Below are 16252 nucleotides of genomic sequence, written 5' to 3'. Positions count from 1 at the left end.
CATGGCAGCCCTTCACTGCGATTGGGCAGATTAGGCTAAACGAACGATCAACAAAACTTAGTATTAGTTATGACTTTTTTTATGAAGCTGCTCAACTTGTTACGTTAATGTAGACACCTTAACGGACTTAAGAGTATTCTTATGTATACTTAAGATTCGACGAAATTGGCAAGTAAAATGTCACATTCTGTTTCTGCTAAATAGCTAAAGGAGGCCCGTATGTATGAAGTCTCATACCTCTGACCGTATTAAAATCCCGCCAGGATTTTGGGCAGGATTATGTCAAATAGGAATTGCCGCCCATGACGTAGTTCGCAAAGCACGGCTGCCGCTCACCATTATTACTGAACCAGTAGTCACCACAGCCCAATATTTCGCGATCTGGCAGGCTTATTCCGATCTCATTGGAGACACTGCCAAAGGAATCATCAAGCTTGCGACCGTCTTCGAAACAGCGAAGTACCCACCAACTGTCTTAGCGACTTACCACGCTCGTGACTACCGCGACGCTCTAAACCGAATGGCTCGGTACAAACAACTATGCCCCCCCGAAAGCTTACGTATCACCGAGGAGGGCGAGCACTGTACAATCGAACTGGATTGGCTGTATACCGAGCAACCCGGACCGCCGATGCTGATTGGTATCACTCTGGCATGTCTTCTGGAGCTTGGGCGCCGGGGCACAGGTCAACCTTTGACGGCGCGCTTCGTCGAATTTTCGCACGCAATGGGCGATGTACAAGCCCTTGAAGCTTACTTCGGCTGCCGTATTCGGATTGGTGCAAAATGTAACCGGTTGACGCTACATCGAAGAGATCTGGACCGCCCCTTTGTCTCTTACAACGAAGAGTTGCTGGAGATTCTGACTCCCGTACTGGACCGATCGCTCAATGAACAGCAGCGCAGCCGCTCAATACCCGAGATGGTCAAGTGGATCATGAAACGTAGCCTCACAGGAGGGCGCCCCGACATTCAGGCTGTCGCGAAGGAGTTGGGGATGAGCGATCGTACCTTGCAGCGCCGGCTTACTGACGATAACACGAGCTTCAAGCATCTGTTGACACAAGCTAGACATGAGCAGGCACGAGAGTACTTGGCAGACCCCTCACTTGATATTAAAGAAGTGGCTTTTTTGATTGGATATGAAGACCAGAACTCGTTCTACCGCGCATTCCGCCTTTGGGAAGGTGATACTCCTTCAAATTGGCGTACGGAACATTTAGGCGCAAACTTTTAATCATTTGGCGTGTTAAACAAGAACTTTGGCGCAATAGGCTAGTTACTGAACAATCCAGACAAGGTATGATAATCTCTATCCGGAACACAATGATAAGGAGAAAAGTAGGATGGATATGGGATTAAACAATAAAACAGCTTTAGTTACAGGATCAACGAAAGGTATAGGTCAAGCAATTGCCATTGAACTTGCCAAAGAAGGTGTTAATGTACTAATTAATGGACGAAATTATGAAGAGGTAGAACGAATTGTAATTGAAATTAAGTCAGATTTCCCGGCTACCTCTCCTCAAAATGCTACAGCCGATATTGTGGATATTGGGCAAAGAGAAGCTTTATTTGAAAAATACCCCAATATTGATATTTTGGTTAACAATATGGGTATTTATGAAATTATGCAATATGAGGACGTTGACGATGAAGTATGGGAAAAATACTTCCGTACTAATGTTTTTGCTGCAAATGGATTATCTAAATTTTATTTACCTAAAATGTTGAAAAATGAGTATGGCCGCATTATCTTTATTGCGAGTGAAGAAGCCATCATGCCTTCAGGACAAATGCCTCAGTACTGTATGACAAAATCAATGTTGTTATCATTGTCAAAAAGCTTATCTAAATTAACAATAGGAACTGAAGTTACAGTTAATACGATCATGCCAGGACCAACACTCTCTGAAAATGTGCATCAAATAATTGAGGGATTGTACCCTAATGAAGATATGACTTTTGCAGAAAAAGAGAAAGAATTTATGACTACTAACCTACCTCAATCTGAAATACAGCGATTTATCAAGCCTATGGAAATAGGTAGACTAACTACATTTGTATGTAGTCCTTATGCATCCGCATTCAAAGGTGCTCCAATCCGTATGGATGGGGGAATGGTACCGACTATTTTTTAACATTTTTAATTTAGAGTTGCTGAGAGCGGATGATGGGAAATATATGAACTTCGTCTCAATTATTGCTTCTAAGAAAAAGAGTAAGGAAATCTAGATTATGATACTTGAAACGAATCGTCTGTTACTATAGATACTCGATCTTAATCTACTAAACGCGACATGGAAATATCATAAGCAGATAAATTCATTCAGTTCGAGGAACGATAGTGAAGGAGCTTACGGCAGCTCCTTTTTTTGTTCATTCAAAGTAACGGGCAGAAGAGCGTGGTGGAGTGGATTCAGTATTCCTAGAATACATGTGTTAAAATAAGGAAATGAAGAAGAGCTATTATAATAAAAAAGAGGAGCAACAGTTATGCTACTACGTATTCCTGGCCAAGAGGATATTCACATAAATCATCTCGTTTTAGATTTTAATGGGACTATTGCATTGGATGGGTTGCTTTTACCAAGTGTTAAGGAGAGGCTAATAGAATTAGCAAGATTGATTAAGATTTATGTATTGACCGCAGATAGTAATGGAAGTGCAACAAGAGAGTGCAAGGGGCTACCCGTGGATCTACACGTAATAGGAAAGGATAATCAACGAGAAGAGAAATGTAGCTTTATACGTATGATTCCACCTGGTGTAGCTGTTATGGGCAACGGGGTAAATGATGAGTTAATGTTTCGCCAAGCAGACTTGTCGATTGCGATAATCGGTAAAGAAGGTTGTGCCACTGCTACGTTAATGGCAAGTCATATAGTCGTTAAAGAAGTTGTCGATGGATTAGACCTTCTGTTAATGCACCATCGACTCATTCCAACACTCAGAAAGTAACGATTTCTTAAGTCGAAATGTTGAACTAACGAGGAACGATAGCTTAATAATAAGACAGTCATCGACTTTTAAACAAAAGTTATTGACTGTCTTTTTTTGAGCATACTTTGGTATATCACTTCAGATAGATATGAGCAGACTCGCGGCAGTCTACAGATAAGTCCGACAATGTAAACAAATGTATACGACAAGTAATAACTAGTCTCTTTGCATCACGAGACATTTTTCTTAATGTAATAGGTACAGACACTGCTATTAGCTTATACTGTGATTTTGTTACGGAAAGGAGGAAGGTTCATCGTAATAAGTTTGAAACGAACAACAAGTTAATGAGGTTAATGGTTAATTACTCATGAAGGGAGCAAGGATAATATGAGGATAAAAATGAAATGGGCAGCCATGACCGTCTTAGCAGCTATGTTATTGCCCGTGGTACCGGTAGCACAAGCGGAACAAGGACAGCCCACAACTGTAAATCGGAATCTTGCATCGGGTCTGGATTACAGTTGGTCGGAACAGCCGGAAGCAAGCCGTCCTGACGGCAGCAAGAAGCTGACGGATGGGATTCATGGCGCACTAAATATGTCAGATCCGGCTTGGGTAGGACATCAGAAGAAAATGACCCGCGAAGTTGTTTTCGACCTTGGCGAGGCAAAATCGATTTCGAAAATTAATGCCCGTTTTTTGCAGGACTGGCCGACCAATGAGGCTCTTGTCCCGCTAACGGTTTCGATGTACGTCTCTGACGACAAAGAGAATTGGGGATTGCTTTCGCATAATGCAACGCAGCTTTTGTGGGGAGACGGACCCCCAAGAGACGAGACGTATACGTGGGATGGCAGCAGAGACGGGATTAAGAGCAAACCAGGCGCACAGATGGCTTATGCACGGTATGTAAAAGTGACCTTCTCCATGCACACAAGAGCGTGGACGTTGATTGACGAGATCGAGATCATGGGTGCGGATGGCAAGCTTGCCGGAGCGGAAGTCGTTCCTCCTGAACCCGTCGGTTATTTGCAGGCGGGAGAAGCGACTGCCGGAATCCGCAATCTCGGATTGCTCTATAACGGTTATTATGACGGAGGAAAAGGCGACTGGAGCAAGCAACGAATTATTCCCAACATTAGCTATGTGAACAAGTCCGGCGAGCCGGTGGATTGGATGTTTGACGGTGTTCTTTATTTGGGCTTGAGTACGCCGGAAGGCCATGGATTTAATGGAAGCGCTAACATGAGTGACTGGGCCTGGTACCTGGACAAGACTTTTGCCAACAACGGCGATATGGATCAGTTGAATGCAGCAACAGTCGAGGTAGGCGCGAAACTCAATCAGACGGATCATAAAACCAAAGTCGTCTTGATGATTCCAGATCCAGGCGAGTATATGAGCAACTTTGGGGATGTCGATGGCGATGGCGTCGTTGAAGACTTCAGAGATTCGATCGGAACTGACAAAGCGCTTCAGAACCGGGCTAAGGCCATTCAGTGGTATGTCAATCAGGCGCAGCAAAAATGGGCTGAAAAAAATTATTCAAACCTTGAGCTTGTCGGCATGTACTGGTTAGAGGAACAGATCAGCACCTCCTCTACCGGCCCTGCTACGGTTAAGCTGGCTAACGATATCGTTCATGCTAAAAATTTGAAGTCCTTCTGGATTCCCCACTCCCTGGCTTACAAAGCTTATATGTGGAAAGATGTAGGGTTTGATGCCGTAGCGTTCCAGCCTAACTATTTCTTCGGAGAATTGGGGTACGACAAGCTTAAAGACGCTTCCAATATTGCCAAACAATACGGAATGACGAATGAGCTTGAATTCGATGACCGTATGGTGAATGACGGCGTATTCCGCGAACGCTTTGTCGATTATTTGAACAGTGGCGTGGAAACGGGGTTGGTACAGCCAACCATTTTTAAAGCATATTACCAAGGAAACAATGCCGTGTACGATACTGCGGTAAGCGGGGCGCCTTCAACGCGCATCATGTACGATTGGCTGAATCAGTTTGTCAAAGGCACTTATCAAGTCCATAACGAAGCTCCTCCTGAGGCTGATGTCAAAATGAACGGACAAGCGCTGCAAAGTGGCGTCGTTGTGCCGGATACGGAGAAAGTCCAATTCACATGGTCGATCAAAAATGATGATGGAAGCGGTCTCGCGCAAGTAACCGCCAAATTCGACGGCAAGCCGTACACGGCTGGCACAGAAATTAGTCTTACAGGCAAAGCAGGCAAACATGAACTGGCCGTCACGGTAGCGACAACAAAAACAAAGACGACGACTTATGTGATCCAAGCAGGCATGAATGCTTCCAGCATGCTCAAGCTGGTCGGAGATTTCAAGGCAAATAATCAAATCTCGAGTGCTGACGGCGCCCGCGCGCTGAGCAATCATTTGGAAATGATGAAGCGCTTTGAAGGCACGGATGCAGCCGAGGTATCAAAATACCTCAAAGGTTTCAATGCGACGCTCGATCAGCTCAAGAATAAGCAAGGTATTTCTGCAGAAGCTTACAATACATTGAAAGAAGGCGTCTACTTTCTGGTTGGAAGCTTGGCGCAGGATAAGCCTGCCGAAGTCTCCTCGATTGAAGCATCGAGTTTAGCGCCCGGAAAAGCTGTCGACGGCTTCCCTGCCACACGCTGGTCGAGCATTTCGGTTGACAATACATGGTTCCAGGTCGATCTTGGCGAAGCGACCGAGATGGATACGGTACGCATCGACTGGGAGTACGCCCGTGCCAAAACTTACAAGCTGCTTGTCTCTGACGATAAGGTGAATTGGAAGAGCGTCATCGCGGAAAATAACGGGATCATCAACGCGCAAGACGGCAAAAATACGATTTTGTTCGAACCGGTTAAGGCCAGATATATCAAGTTCCAAGGCATCCAAAGAGAGACATTCTACGGATATTCCTTCTATGAATTTGGCGTGTACAATCTTGCGAAGAAAGTAACGATCCAAACCATTGATGGGCTTAAAGCGGCAGTAGATGCGCCGACCAAAAATGTAACCATTCAAGGATTGGCCATGAATGGCAAGCTTGCGGATGTGAAAGTGAAAGTGCTTGATCCGCAAGGCAATGTTCAATACGAAGGCAAAACAGCCGTTACGGAGGCGGGCGACTTCCAGATTGCATTTACACTTACCGGCAATGTTGAAGGGACCTATGTGGCTCAACTGGCAACGAATGAAATAATCGAACCGATAAAAGTTGCGTTCGAGTACAAGAAAGCGCCTGGCGGCGACCAAACACCTCCGGACACAACTGCTATTGTCTCTCCGGAACAGCCGAACGGACAGAATGGCTGGTATAAGCAGCCGGTAACGGTAAGTCTAACGGCTCAGGATGCAGCATCAAGCGTAACGCAAACAGTATACAGCCTGGATGGCGGAACGGCATGGCGGGCATATACGGCTCCCATCCTCTTTGACAGGGACGGCCGGTACAGCGTTAGCTACAGATCGACAGATCGTGAAGGAAATGTGGAAGCGCCCAAAACGATTAGCTTTACAATCGACGGAACCGCTCCCGTCATTGCTGTCGCCGTACCGCTCGAAGGAACATACTCTAGCGCCGAGGATTTAACGCCGCAATTTACGGCAACCGACAGTGTATCTGGAATTGACGCGACGAAGACGGTTGCGATGTTGGACGGAAAGCCGGTGCAAACTAGTATGGCGATTGCCTTGTACACTTTGGAACTCGGAACACATGAATTTACGGTTTCTGCCAGCGATTTGGCAGGCAACGCGACAAGCAGAACGGTTCGGTTTCAAACCGCTGCAAGCCTGGATAGCTTAAAGCTACTCGTGAAACGGTTTAAAAGCAGTGGTTGGATCGACAATAAAGGGATAGAAACAAGCTTGCTTAGCAAGTTGAATGCAGGCAATGTAAAAAGCTTCATTCAAGAAGTGGAGGCGCAAGCCGGCAAGCATGTATCGAACGAGGCGGCAAAAGTACTGCTTCGCGATGCCCGGACACTGTAAAAAGCATATAGCATGACTGAAAAGCGGGCCTACTTCAAACTAAGGGGTCTGCTTTTCAACCTGTATCGTTCAAGATATTTTTCAAGGAGGAGAAAATGAAAAGGAAATCTATTTCTATTTTATTGTCGCTGGTGCTTCTATTTACACTGCTTTTTCCTGCACCCTCGATGCAAGTTGCTGCTACTGAGGGGCAAGCGGACATCATTTCCCCTAAGCTTCCAATTACCCAGTCTGTAAATGAATCCGTTTACAGCGGCAACGTCCCGCTTTCTGAAGGGAGTGCCAACAGCGGCGTTAATTTGTCGGTACATAAAGCGGTCTATGCTTCAGGGAATGAAGTGGACTGGCTTGGAGCGGCGAATGCCGTCGATGGCAATGGAAGTACAAGATGGTCATCCGCCTTAGAAGATGATCAATGGTTCTATGTGGACCTTGGACAAGAATTCGTCATTAACCGGGTGAGTATTAAATGGCAAACCCCCGCAAGCAAGTATAAAATTATGGTTTCGAGCGATGCGCAGCAGTGGACCAATGTCCTGGGAAATGACAGTGAGATTGTGTGCAAAGGAGGGACGGAAATCACCGACTTTGATGATGCCAAAGCCAGGTACGTTAAATTTCAAGGCGTACAAAGGGCTCCGGTAGATGCAATCTTTTACGGATATTCCTTCTTCGAATTCGAGGTGTATAACGCCGGAGATTTGCCTAAAATCGTGAAAGGCATTACCCAAATACCGCCTATCGTCAAGGGACAAACGGAGATCGTTTTGCCGGATGTACCTCAAGGCTATAAGGTTTCCGTATATGGCAGCGACAAACTGCCTGTCATCGATAAAGCGGGCAAAATCCACACGCCGCTCGTTGATGCTAAAGTGAATCTCCTTTTCCAGGTTGAAAAGGTGAATAATCCCGATGAGAAGGGCATTACCGGTAACGTGCTTGTTGCTGTTCCTGGTCAATATACGCAGACGACTGACTTGAACAAGGAGCCGAAGGTCATACCGTCACTGAGAGAATGGTATGGCAGAAGCGGGTATTATAACCTGACAAGTACTTCAAGAATCGTAGTAAATCCGGCATATAAAGCAGCCTTGCAAAAGTCAGCAGAGCAAACAAAGGATGATTTGAAGGATATTGGCAACATCGATCTGGAAATCATTTATGGGGCTCCGCAATCGGGCGACATTTATTTGTCAATAGACGATACATTAACTTGGCTTGGAAAAGAAGGCTATCTTTTCGATGTAAATGATTATGTATCGATTACATCGGCCGAGGTGACGGGCGCATTTTTCGGGACGAGATCCGCCCTTCAAATCTTAAAACAGGACGATGATCATATCCGCATCCCAAAAGGGACAGCAAGAGATTATCCCAAGTATGAAACTCGCGGACTCATGATTGACGTCGCCAGAAAGTTTTATACGATCGATTTCTTGAGAGACTATGTCAAACTGTTGTCCTGGTACAAGATGAACCAATTCCAAATTCACTTGAACGACGATGTAGGGACTCCGTTTGAAGACGGTACAAATACGGCATTTCGTTTGGAGAGTACGGCATATCCTGGACTTACGAGCAAAAGTGGTTCCTACACGAAGGATGAGTTTAGAAATCTAGTGCGGCTTGGAATGGATTACGGTATTAATGTCATACCGGAGATCGATACGCCGGGGCATTCACGGGCGTTTACTTCTTTCGATCCGTCATTGGGAAGCGGACCTCATCTGGACATTACAAAACCGAAAACCGTGGATTTCGTAAAAAGTCTGTTCGATGAATATGTGGACGGCGATAACCCGACCTTTATCGGTCCCGATGTCCATATCGGTACTGATGAATATTGGGGCAGCGATAAAGAGGTTTTTCGTGGGTATATGAATACGCTCATTGACCATATCAACAGCAAAGGCAAGCATCCGCATTTGTGGGGCGGGATGACGGAATATGGCGGCATAACCCCTGTAAGTAATCATGCGACGATGGATGTTTGGCACGTGCCTTACGGAGACGCTCGGCAAGCGATCGATCTTGGATACGATATCCTCAGCACGGAGAACAGCTATATGTATCTTGTGCCAAGACTGTATAAAGACTATATGGATACTAAATATATGTATAATATGTGGGAACCGAATGTGTTTACAAATACGACATTGCCATTCGGGCATCCAAAGCTAAAAGGCGCTATGCTTGCGCTATGGAATGACATCTCGGATGCAAGCGGATTATCCATGGACGATTCCCATGACAGGATGTTTCCTGCTGTGCAAGTGCTATCCGAAAAGATGTGGACGGGAACCAGAGAAGATAAAGACTATGGAACGTATGCAAACGCAGCATCTCTGATCGGAGAAGCGCCGAATGCCAACATATCACATAGGCTTCAAGTTAATAATCAAGGCGGCAATGTGTTGAGGTACCTCTTTGAAAATGGCTTTGCGGATACTTCTGGAAACGGTTTCGATGGAATCGGCAAGCATGTATCGGTTACAGACGGGAAGTACGGGAAGGGCGTGCGGTTCGGCGGGGGAGAAAGCTACATCGAAACGCCACTCGAATCCTTAGGGTTCGGCTGGACCGCTTCCATGTGGGTCAAACCGGATGCAGACAATCCTGATGATGCAGTGCTTATGGAATCTCCCGTCGGACAATTGAAGCTGGAGCAAGGCAATACGGGAAAATTAGGATTTTCCAAAGAACACTATAACAGCTCCTTTCAATACAAAGTTCCGGCAGGGAAATGGACGCACTTGCTGCTGTCAGGAGACAATAAAGGCGTATCCCTTTATGTAAATGGAAACGAGTACGTTGAAAAATTATGGGTAACGAATGGTTCGTCACCACATATTGATACGATGGTTTTACCGATTGCAAAGATTGGAAGCGCAACGCATTCTTTTAAAGGTATCATCGATAATTTGATAATTCTTAATAAAGCTACCAGTTTTGACGGTATCAATTTGGCATTAAACAAGCATGCGGATTCATCGGCAGCAGAAGCCCCTCATTTATCTGCGGATCAGGCTGTGGATGGTAATGTGGGTACAAGATGGTCGAGTACTTTTACTGACGATACCTGGTTCACAGTTGATCTTGGTGGACAACAAGATGTCAACAATGTCGTCATCAAATGGGAGAATGCTTTTGCCAAGAAGTACAAAATATTCGTTTCCGGCGATGGCGAACAATGGATGAATGTTAAATCCAGCGACGGTATGATCGATGGTCATGGTGGAGTCGAGACGATTACGTTTGACACCAGAAAGGCCAGATATGTGAAGTTCCAAGGAATTGAAAGAGGTACGCAGTACGGATATTCCATTTTTGAATTTGAGGTATATGGTCCTGGGCTTTTGGGCAGCTACTTGGGATTGATCAAACAGACGGAAAGCTTGCTTGAATTGGGAAAAGGAGACAGCGGCCTGAGAAACCAATTGCAAAACTTGTTAAACAATTTTCCTTATGCCTACGACAGTTCTACAAGCACGCTTCAGCTATTGATTACTCAGTTGCAGGAATCGATAGACCGGGAAACCGATATGACGCCTCCGGTAACGACAGCATCCACAACGCCTGATCATCCAAGCGGAAAGAACGGCTGGCATATCCATCCTTTAACCGTGACGTTATCCGCCCAAGACGAACTTTCCGGTATTGCAAGGATGGATTTCAGCTTGAACGGAGGGGGGAGCTGGCAGCCTTACACAGCCCCGTTCAACCCTAGTGCCGACGGGACTTACGAGGTGCAGTATCGATCTGCGGATAAAGCTGGCAACGTGGAAGCTGCGAAGTCCATCACGATAAAAGTCGATCAAACGGCACCGACGATAGACGTATCCGTTAATGGCTCCCCTCTATCTGAAGGGACCGAATTTCAGGATAGCGAGACGATCACATTGGAGTTGCACGCTTCCGACACGATGTCGGACGTTGCCAATCAAACGATTACCGTGGACGGTAATCCGTATACTGATGACGGCACGTCACTGCATTTTGCAGGCCAGTTGGGAACCCATGTGATTCAAATCGCAGTGACGGATCAGGCTGGTAACGTATCGCAGTTAGTGACTCATATTGTTGTTAAAACAAGTATCACTTCAATGGAGCGGCTGTTGGACTATTATTTTGCTTCCGGTGATTTAAGCGGATCTCTCAAGGATAAGCTTTCCGAGAGTTTGAAGAATGCCCAGAAGCATGCAAATAAAGACAAGTTTAAAAATGCCGCCGAAGCGATGAAAGATTTTGTGAAGAAAATAAACAAATCGTCCAAGAAGGATTTTATTTCCGAAGGTGCAAAAACAGCCTTGGTGGCCGATGCAAACTCCTTAATCCAAACATGGTTAGGTAATGAAAGCGATCAGGATCACGATAGCCAATAAGAACACCGATCGAAAGTACATTTAGAAGAGATAAGAGCCTCTTTCCGATAATTCGAGAAAGCGGCTCTTCTAAGGTTCATCAATATATTCTTCTTCGATCGGAATGTTTTTCCTGATCTTGCTCGGTGTCGCAGTTAACAACACACTTCATTTATTTTTTCGGAGTTGTCTTGCATATTAGTTTACTCAACCATGCGTGTACCTCCTTTCATCGAAATTAGATTTTTTTCTAGACAATGTCGAGTAACCAAAAATAAGAAATATTAAACGAAAAAAATTCTCTTTTTAAATAGGAATTTTGCCTTTATTCTTGAGCTAAGACAAATGGGCATGGACAGGAGATAAGCATAATTGAAACCAATCATTCAACTACTGCATTTTGGCTATCATCAGTCGATGAGCTGCATATTTCCTGTTGCGATCTTTGGAACTTTAGCTCTATCTAACGTAATAGCGGTACCTTTCATTCATCGTTATGATGCCATTCTACTTATACTGCTTGGAGTGCAATACTTCATGTACCGCAGCGGATTAGAGACACGTGATGAAATCAAAGTAATCTGTATATTTCACTTTATTGGATTGTTGCTGGAGTTATATAAGGTATGGATGGGATCATGGTCATATCCTGAGCCTGGGTATACGAAGTTGCTCGGTGTCCCGCTCTATAGCGGATTTATGTATGCAAGTGTAGCAAGCTTTATGTGTCAGGTGTGGCGGAGACTGCGGATGGACATGACCGGCTGGCCAGGGCTTAGGTACTCGGTGCTGTTAGGAGGAGCCATCTATTTCAACTTTTTCACACATCATTTTATTCCCGATTTTCGTTGGTGGTTGACGGCACTTGTGTTTATTATCTTCTGGAAAACACGGATCATCTATCGGGTGCGGACTATAACTTATCGAATGCCCTTAACTCTCGCTTTTTTCATTGTAGGTTTTTTCATTTGGTTAGCAGAAAATATAGCCACATTTTTTGATGCTTGGAAATACCCTGATCAGCACCAAACCTGGCAACTGGTTAGTTTCAGCAAGATCAGCTCATGGTTCCTTCTTGTAATCATTAGCGTCATCATCGTTGCCCAACTTAAAAATGTTAAAGCTAGTCGAACAATGAACGATTCATTTACCTGCTAAGATTTGTAAATACGCGTGGCTCCATCATCAGCATAAAAATAAGCATACTCCGAAGATACTAACGTTCATGGGAAAGTTAATTCATTGTACTAAGGGAAAACTATAGTTCAAAACAAATTGAGAAGGCGGTCGATCACTTGTGGGTTGGCTGCCTTTTGTTTTCGACAAATTAGATAATTTTGGTTCTGATTGGTAATATTTATTCTAAAAATGGACAATCTAACCAACAACAAACATTCTATTGGAAAAGGAAGGATATATATGAAGAGTGCTACGACGCTTTATGAAAAGGTCGGTGGAGAGGAAGCAATAAGCAAAGTGGTTGACTACTTTTATGGATTGGTCTTGGCTGATGATACAGTTAATCATTTCTTCAAGAACACTGACATGGAGAAACAGCATAAACATCAGACCAAGTTTATTAGCTTTGCATTAGGTGGACCGAATCAATATACTGGGCTGTCGATGGCTAAAGCACATACAGGAATGAATCTGCAAGAAAAACACTTCAATGCGATTGCCAAACACTTACATGATGCTCTTGCACACTTTGGTGTTAGTGAATCTGATATTGACCAAGTCTTAACGCATGTATCTTCGTTGAAAGATGACATACTCCATAAGTAATCGGAAAACCGTATTATAGGTAGAAGTACATTGCGCTAACGCAGAACAATAGTTTAATAAAGAACTTTACTTATATTTCCTTACCTGTGCTATTCTGTTTATATAGATAACTGAAACAGATCTGGCGTATCACAAAGGGAGGAATCTTTTTATGGTGATCTTTTGCATAATGATTGTATCTATATTTGGTGCATTTATTGCTTTGGATATGTATATTTCAAGGATTTGGGATGTTTTCTCTGCGAAAAGCTATGATATGTTGAACATGGTGGCTGGTGATCGAAAATCACATCCTTCGTCTATCCTTAAACGAGGTGAAGAATACAATAATAAAACTCGCTTTCTTAGAAATCCATAACTAATATGAGATGAAATTAACGATAATAAGGCCCTATGAGCCATTTCTTTCCTTGATCGAAGAATGAATTCGATAAAAAGGTAAAATGGGGAGTTTGGGCCTTTTGGTATTACTACTTTGGATATAGCGAATCATGAACAGTAGCTTCATCGGAGAGAAAGTTATTAAACTCAAGGGCAGTTAACGCAACCTTTGATGCAACTAACAGTTTAATTATCGTGTATTATAAACCATAGAGTGGTAAAAAACAGTGGATTTGATAAGGGGATGATATCATGAAAATTCTGTTTGTAGGCGAAGCCCAACAGCCGAAAAAATATTTCATAAATATAATGGTTATGATGTGAGGTCTGCTGGGACAGAAGATGGTGCTAGGATTAAGGTAACCAGTGGACACATTGGTTGGGCAGATCTAATATTTGTAATGGAAAAAAAGCATTTTAGCCGACTCAAACAAAAATTTGGATCAATACTTAATGATAAGTCGATCTGGAACCTAGATATACCTGATGATTATGTTTATATGGATGAAGAACTAATTGAAATATTAAAAACTAGAGTATCGGACTATATAGAAGTCCCAGAGTGATGATTCTTGGCAAATGGAGTCTGTACTTGGAAAACGGATGTGTCACCTCGTATTCAGCATTTTTCTTATTGAAGCAACTGGAATGATAAGGAGATAAAATCTTGTATAAGTCGACCGCATAGTCTTGGATGGATGGGAGAATATCGATGCAAATGCTAGTTGATACTTCGAATAATGCGTTTTGTGAACTAAATGAATACGTCTTAAAGATAAGAAATCTGATTTCTGCATCGGCCGCATCCACTTATATTATTCAAAATGATTGTGTCGTAAATGAATGGTATTCGGGGTATCACGACAATTCAGAAGGCAGTCGAATGGTAGATGCCCTATCTAGGTTTAATGTCGCATCAGTCCGAAAAACATACTTAGGTTTCGCCGTTAGCCTCGCTCTTTACGAGGGGAGAATCAAAAATTTAGATGACTATGTTACTGATTATTTAGATGATTTGGACGAACTTGTCTTAAAAGATACTAAAATACGCCATTTGATAACGCATACTCATGGTCTCCAAGGTAGTGATAATCTGAATAAAAGGATTTTTCCCCCAGGGACTGATTGGCAGTATAACAACACAGGTGTTAATTTGCTATTAAAAATTGTTCAAAAGGTATTTGGCCAAACTCTCGCAATGGTAATGGAAGAAAGACTATTTTTACCCTTTGGATTTACTGAAACAGGTTGGATTAAAGAGAAATCAGAAAAATTAGTTTGGCTTGATGATACCTATAAGGATAATCAAGGCAATGATGCTAATCTTTTTGTTAGTACAAGGGAATTAGCCTATTGGGGTTATATTCATTTAACAAAAGGAAATGTTAATGGAACACAATTTGTTCCTAGCTCAATATTCGAACAAGTCAGTTCTATAGCTTCACCTTTAAACCTTAATGAGACATTACCACGTAATGGATTTTTTTGGTGGATCCAGGACAAGTCTCGACCTTTATCCGAATTAGGACACCAACTCCCCCAAAATGCTTATCAGTCACTTGGTTTATACGGAAATACCGTCTTGGTTATTCCTGAGTACAATGTTGTGGCAGTAAGAATGTTGAACCAAACCGAGCGTAATCCTCCTCGCTATGACTATATAAAAGACATACAAACCTTCGGAAACATTGTTTGCAAATGTGTATCATCACAATAAATTTCGAAGTAAGACTTTTAAACTAACGAGGAACGTTTGTTCAATCAACAACAATGCGAGGCTGCTGGCACGATCAGCAGCCTTTCGCTCACCTAAACATTCCTCCCTCTGTCTGGAAATCGACAACAACCGTAGTGAGCAGGCAATTAAACCGTTTGTAATTGGAAGGAAAAATTGGCTGTTTGCCAACACGCCTCGCGGTGCAAAGGCAAGCGCAATCTTCTACAACGTGATTGAAACGGCGAAGGAAAATAACCTAAACCCATTTAAATATTTAATGTACATGTTTGAACAACTCCCGCAGCTTCCAGATCCAAAAAAAACAGAAGCGCTAGACAGCCTACTGCCATGGTCATAGTTGCTTCCGCTGACCTGTCACGTTTTTAAATCCTGATTTCAGCTTATTCTGGCCCTCATCTTCATGACAAGGTGGGGGCTATTTGACGCTTACATTGAAATGAAGTCATGGGAGTGGGGCATTTACTTTGGAAAAGGAATTAGATTTGTTTAAGTGGAAGCAGTATGAATCAGAGGTTATCTTGTTAAGGGTAAGATGGTATTTGAAATATAGTTTAAATTATCGTGATTTAGTAGAAATGATGGAAGAACGGGGTTTACATATCGCTCATACAACGATCATGCGATGGGTTCATGAGTTTGGACCGGAATTAGATAGCGTATTCGTCCCTATTTGAAGCCAACAAACGATTCATTCCACGATGATGAAACATAAAAGTCAAAGGACAGTGGGAATATCTTTATAGAGCAGTAGATTTTAAACGGAAACATAATTGATTTCATGCTGTCTGAAAATCGAGATGCTCCTGCGGCCAAACGATTCTTCATTAAGGCGTTGACTTTATCTCATAATCAATCACCGCGCGTGATCACCGTCGATATAAACCCAGCATATCCTACCGCAGTTCAGCAATTGAAGGACGAGGAAGTTAATGGGAGTGGTAGAAATAGAAACGCTTTGTAACATCTCGTTATTATCGGGCAACATTTTGGCTAATACTATGGAATCTGCTACACTTAAAGAAGTGGGGTGAACTAATTG

The 16252-nt window shown here is 43.3% G+C and carries 10 protein-coding genes and 2 pseudogenes; all 12 read left to right on the top strand.

All coding sequences use genetic code 11. From position 1 onward, the window contains the following. Positions 1 to 223 precede the first annotated feature (223 nt). Positions 224 to 1237 (top strand): helix-turn-helix transcriptional regulator, encoded by a 1014-nt coding sequence (locus GC098_RS15115; RefSeq protein WP_171643970.1) that lies wholly within the window; start codon positions 224 to 226, stop codon positions 1235 to 1237. 109 nt (positions 1238 to 1346) lie between these two features. After that, entirely contained in the window at positions 1347 to 2141 is a 795-nt protein-coding gene (locus GC098_RS15110) for an SDR family NAD(P)-dependent oxidoreductase (RefSeq protein ID WP_171643969.1), read from the top strand. 355 nt (positions 2142 to 2496) lie between these two features. Continuing rightward, on the top strand, positions 2497 to 2961 hold the full coding sequence (locus GC098_RS15105; protein ID WP_171643968.1) for an HAD family hydrolase: 465 nt from the start codon (positions 2497 to 2499) through the stop codon (positions 2959 to 2961). 372 nt (positions 2962 to 3333) lie between these two features. Beyond that, on the top strand, positions 3334 to 6948 hold the full coding sequence (locus GC098_RS15100) for a DUF4855 domain-containing protein (protein ID WP_171643967.1): 3615 nt from the start codon (positions 3334 to 3336) through the stop codon (positions 6946 to 6948). A 95-nt stretch (positions 6949 to 7043) separates the two neighbouring features. Next, complete coding sequence (locus GC098_RS15095; RefSeq protein ID WP_171643966.1) at positions 7044 to 11330, top strand: discoidin domain-containing protein; 4287 nt, start codon at positions 7044 to 7046, stop codon at positions 11328 to 11330. Positions 11331 to 11681: 351 nt separating this feature from the next. Next, complete coding sequence (locus GC098_RS15090; RefSeq protein ID WP_171643965.1) at positions 11682 to 12467, top strand: DUF817 domain-containing protein; 786 nt, start codon at positions 11682 to 11684, stop codon at positions 12465 to 12467. Positions 12468 to 12728: 261 nt separating this feature from the next. Beyond that, positions 12729 to 13094: a group I truncated hemoglobin gene (locus GC098_RS15085; protein WP_171643964.1), complete on the top strand. Its 366-nt coding sequence runs from the start codon at positions 12729 to 12731 to the stop codon at positions 13092 to 13094. A 169-nt stretch (positions 13095 to 13263) separates the two neighbouring features. Next, positions 13264 to 13452 (top strand): hypothetical protein, encoded by a 189-nt coding sequence (locus GC098_RS15080; protein WP_171643963.1) that lies wholly within the window; start codon positions 13264 to 13266, stop codon positions 13450 to 13452. 316 nt (positions 13453 to 13768) lie between these two features. Next, positions 13769 to 14041 (top strand): protein tyrosine phosphatase, encoded by a 273-nt coding sequence (locus GC098_RS40035; protein WP_376773883.1) that lies wholly within the window; start codon positions 13769 to 13771, stop codon positions 14039 to 14041. 146 nt (positions 14042 to 14187) lie between these two features. Next, positions 14188 to 15192: a serine hydrolase domain-containing protein gene (locus GC098_RS15075; RefSeq protein WP_171643962.1), complete on the top strand. Its 1005-nt coding sequence runs from the start codon at positions 14188 to 14190 to the stop codon at positions 15190 to 15192. Between the two features lie 112 nt (positions 15193 to 15304). Continuing rightward, positions 15305 to 15550 (top strand): annotated as a pseudogene (locus GC098_RS15070) (transposase domain-containing protein); the annotation flags it as partial. A 127-nt stretch (positions 15551 to 15677) separates the two neighbouring features. Then, positions 15678 to 16138: pseudogene (locus GC098_RS15065) on the top strand (IS6 family transposase); the annotation flags it as partial. Positions 16139 to 16252 lie beyond the last annotated feature (114 nt).

It is taken from the genome of Paenibacillus phytorum, from assembly GCF_013141715.1.
GTDB classification, from domain to species: domain Bacteria; phylum Bacillota; class Bacilli; order Paenibacillales; family NBRC-103111; genus Paenibacillus_E; species Paenibacillus_E phytorum.
This window is presented reverse-complemented; position numbering and strand designations above follow the sequence as displayed.

Bases quoted from the DNA above. Each gene is read 5' to 3' on its own strand.
- GC098_RS15115 (WP_171643970.1), top strand. From the start codon at position 224: ATGAAGTCTCATACCTCTGACCGTATTAAAATCCCGCCAGGATTTTGG.
- GC098_RS15110 (WP_171643969.1), top strand. From the start codon at position 1,347: ATGGATATGGGATTAAACAATAAAACAGCTTTAGTTACAGGATCAACG.
- GC098_RS15105 (WP_171643968.1), top strand. From the start codon at position 2,497: ATGCTACTACGTATTCCTGGCCAAGAGGATATTCACATAAATCATCTC.
- GC098_RS15100 (WP_171643967.1), top strand. From the start codon at position 3,334: ATGAGGATAAAAATGAAATGGGCAGCCATGACCGTCTTAGCAGCTATG.
- GC098_RS15095 (WP_171643966.1), top strand. From the start codon at position 7,044: ATGAAAAGGAAATCTATTTCTATTTTATTGTCGCTGGTGCTTCTATTT.
- GC098_RS15085 (WP_171643964.1), top strand. From the start codon at position 12,729: ATGAAGAGTGCTACGACGCTTTATGAAAAGGTCGGTGGAGAGGAAGCA.
- GC098_RS15080 (WP_171643963.1), top strand. From the start codon at position 13,264: ATGATTGTATCTATATTTGGTGCATTTATTGCTTTGGATATGTATATT.
- GC098_RS15075 (WP_171643962.1), top strand. From the start codon at position 14,188: ATGCAAATGCTAGTTGATACTTCGAATAATGCGTTTTGTGAACTAAAT.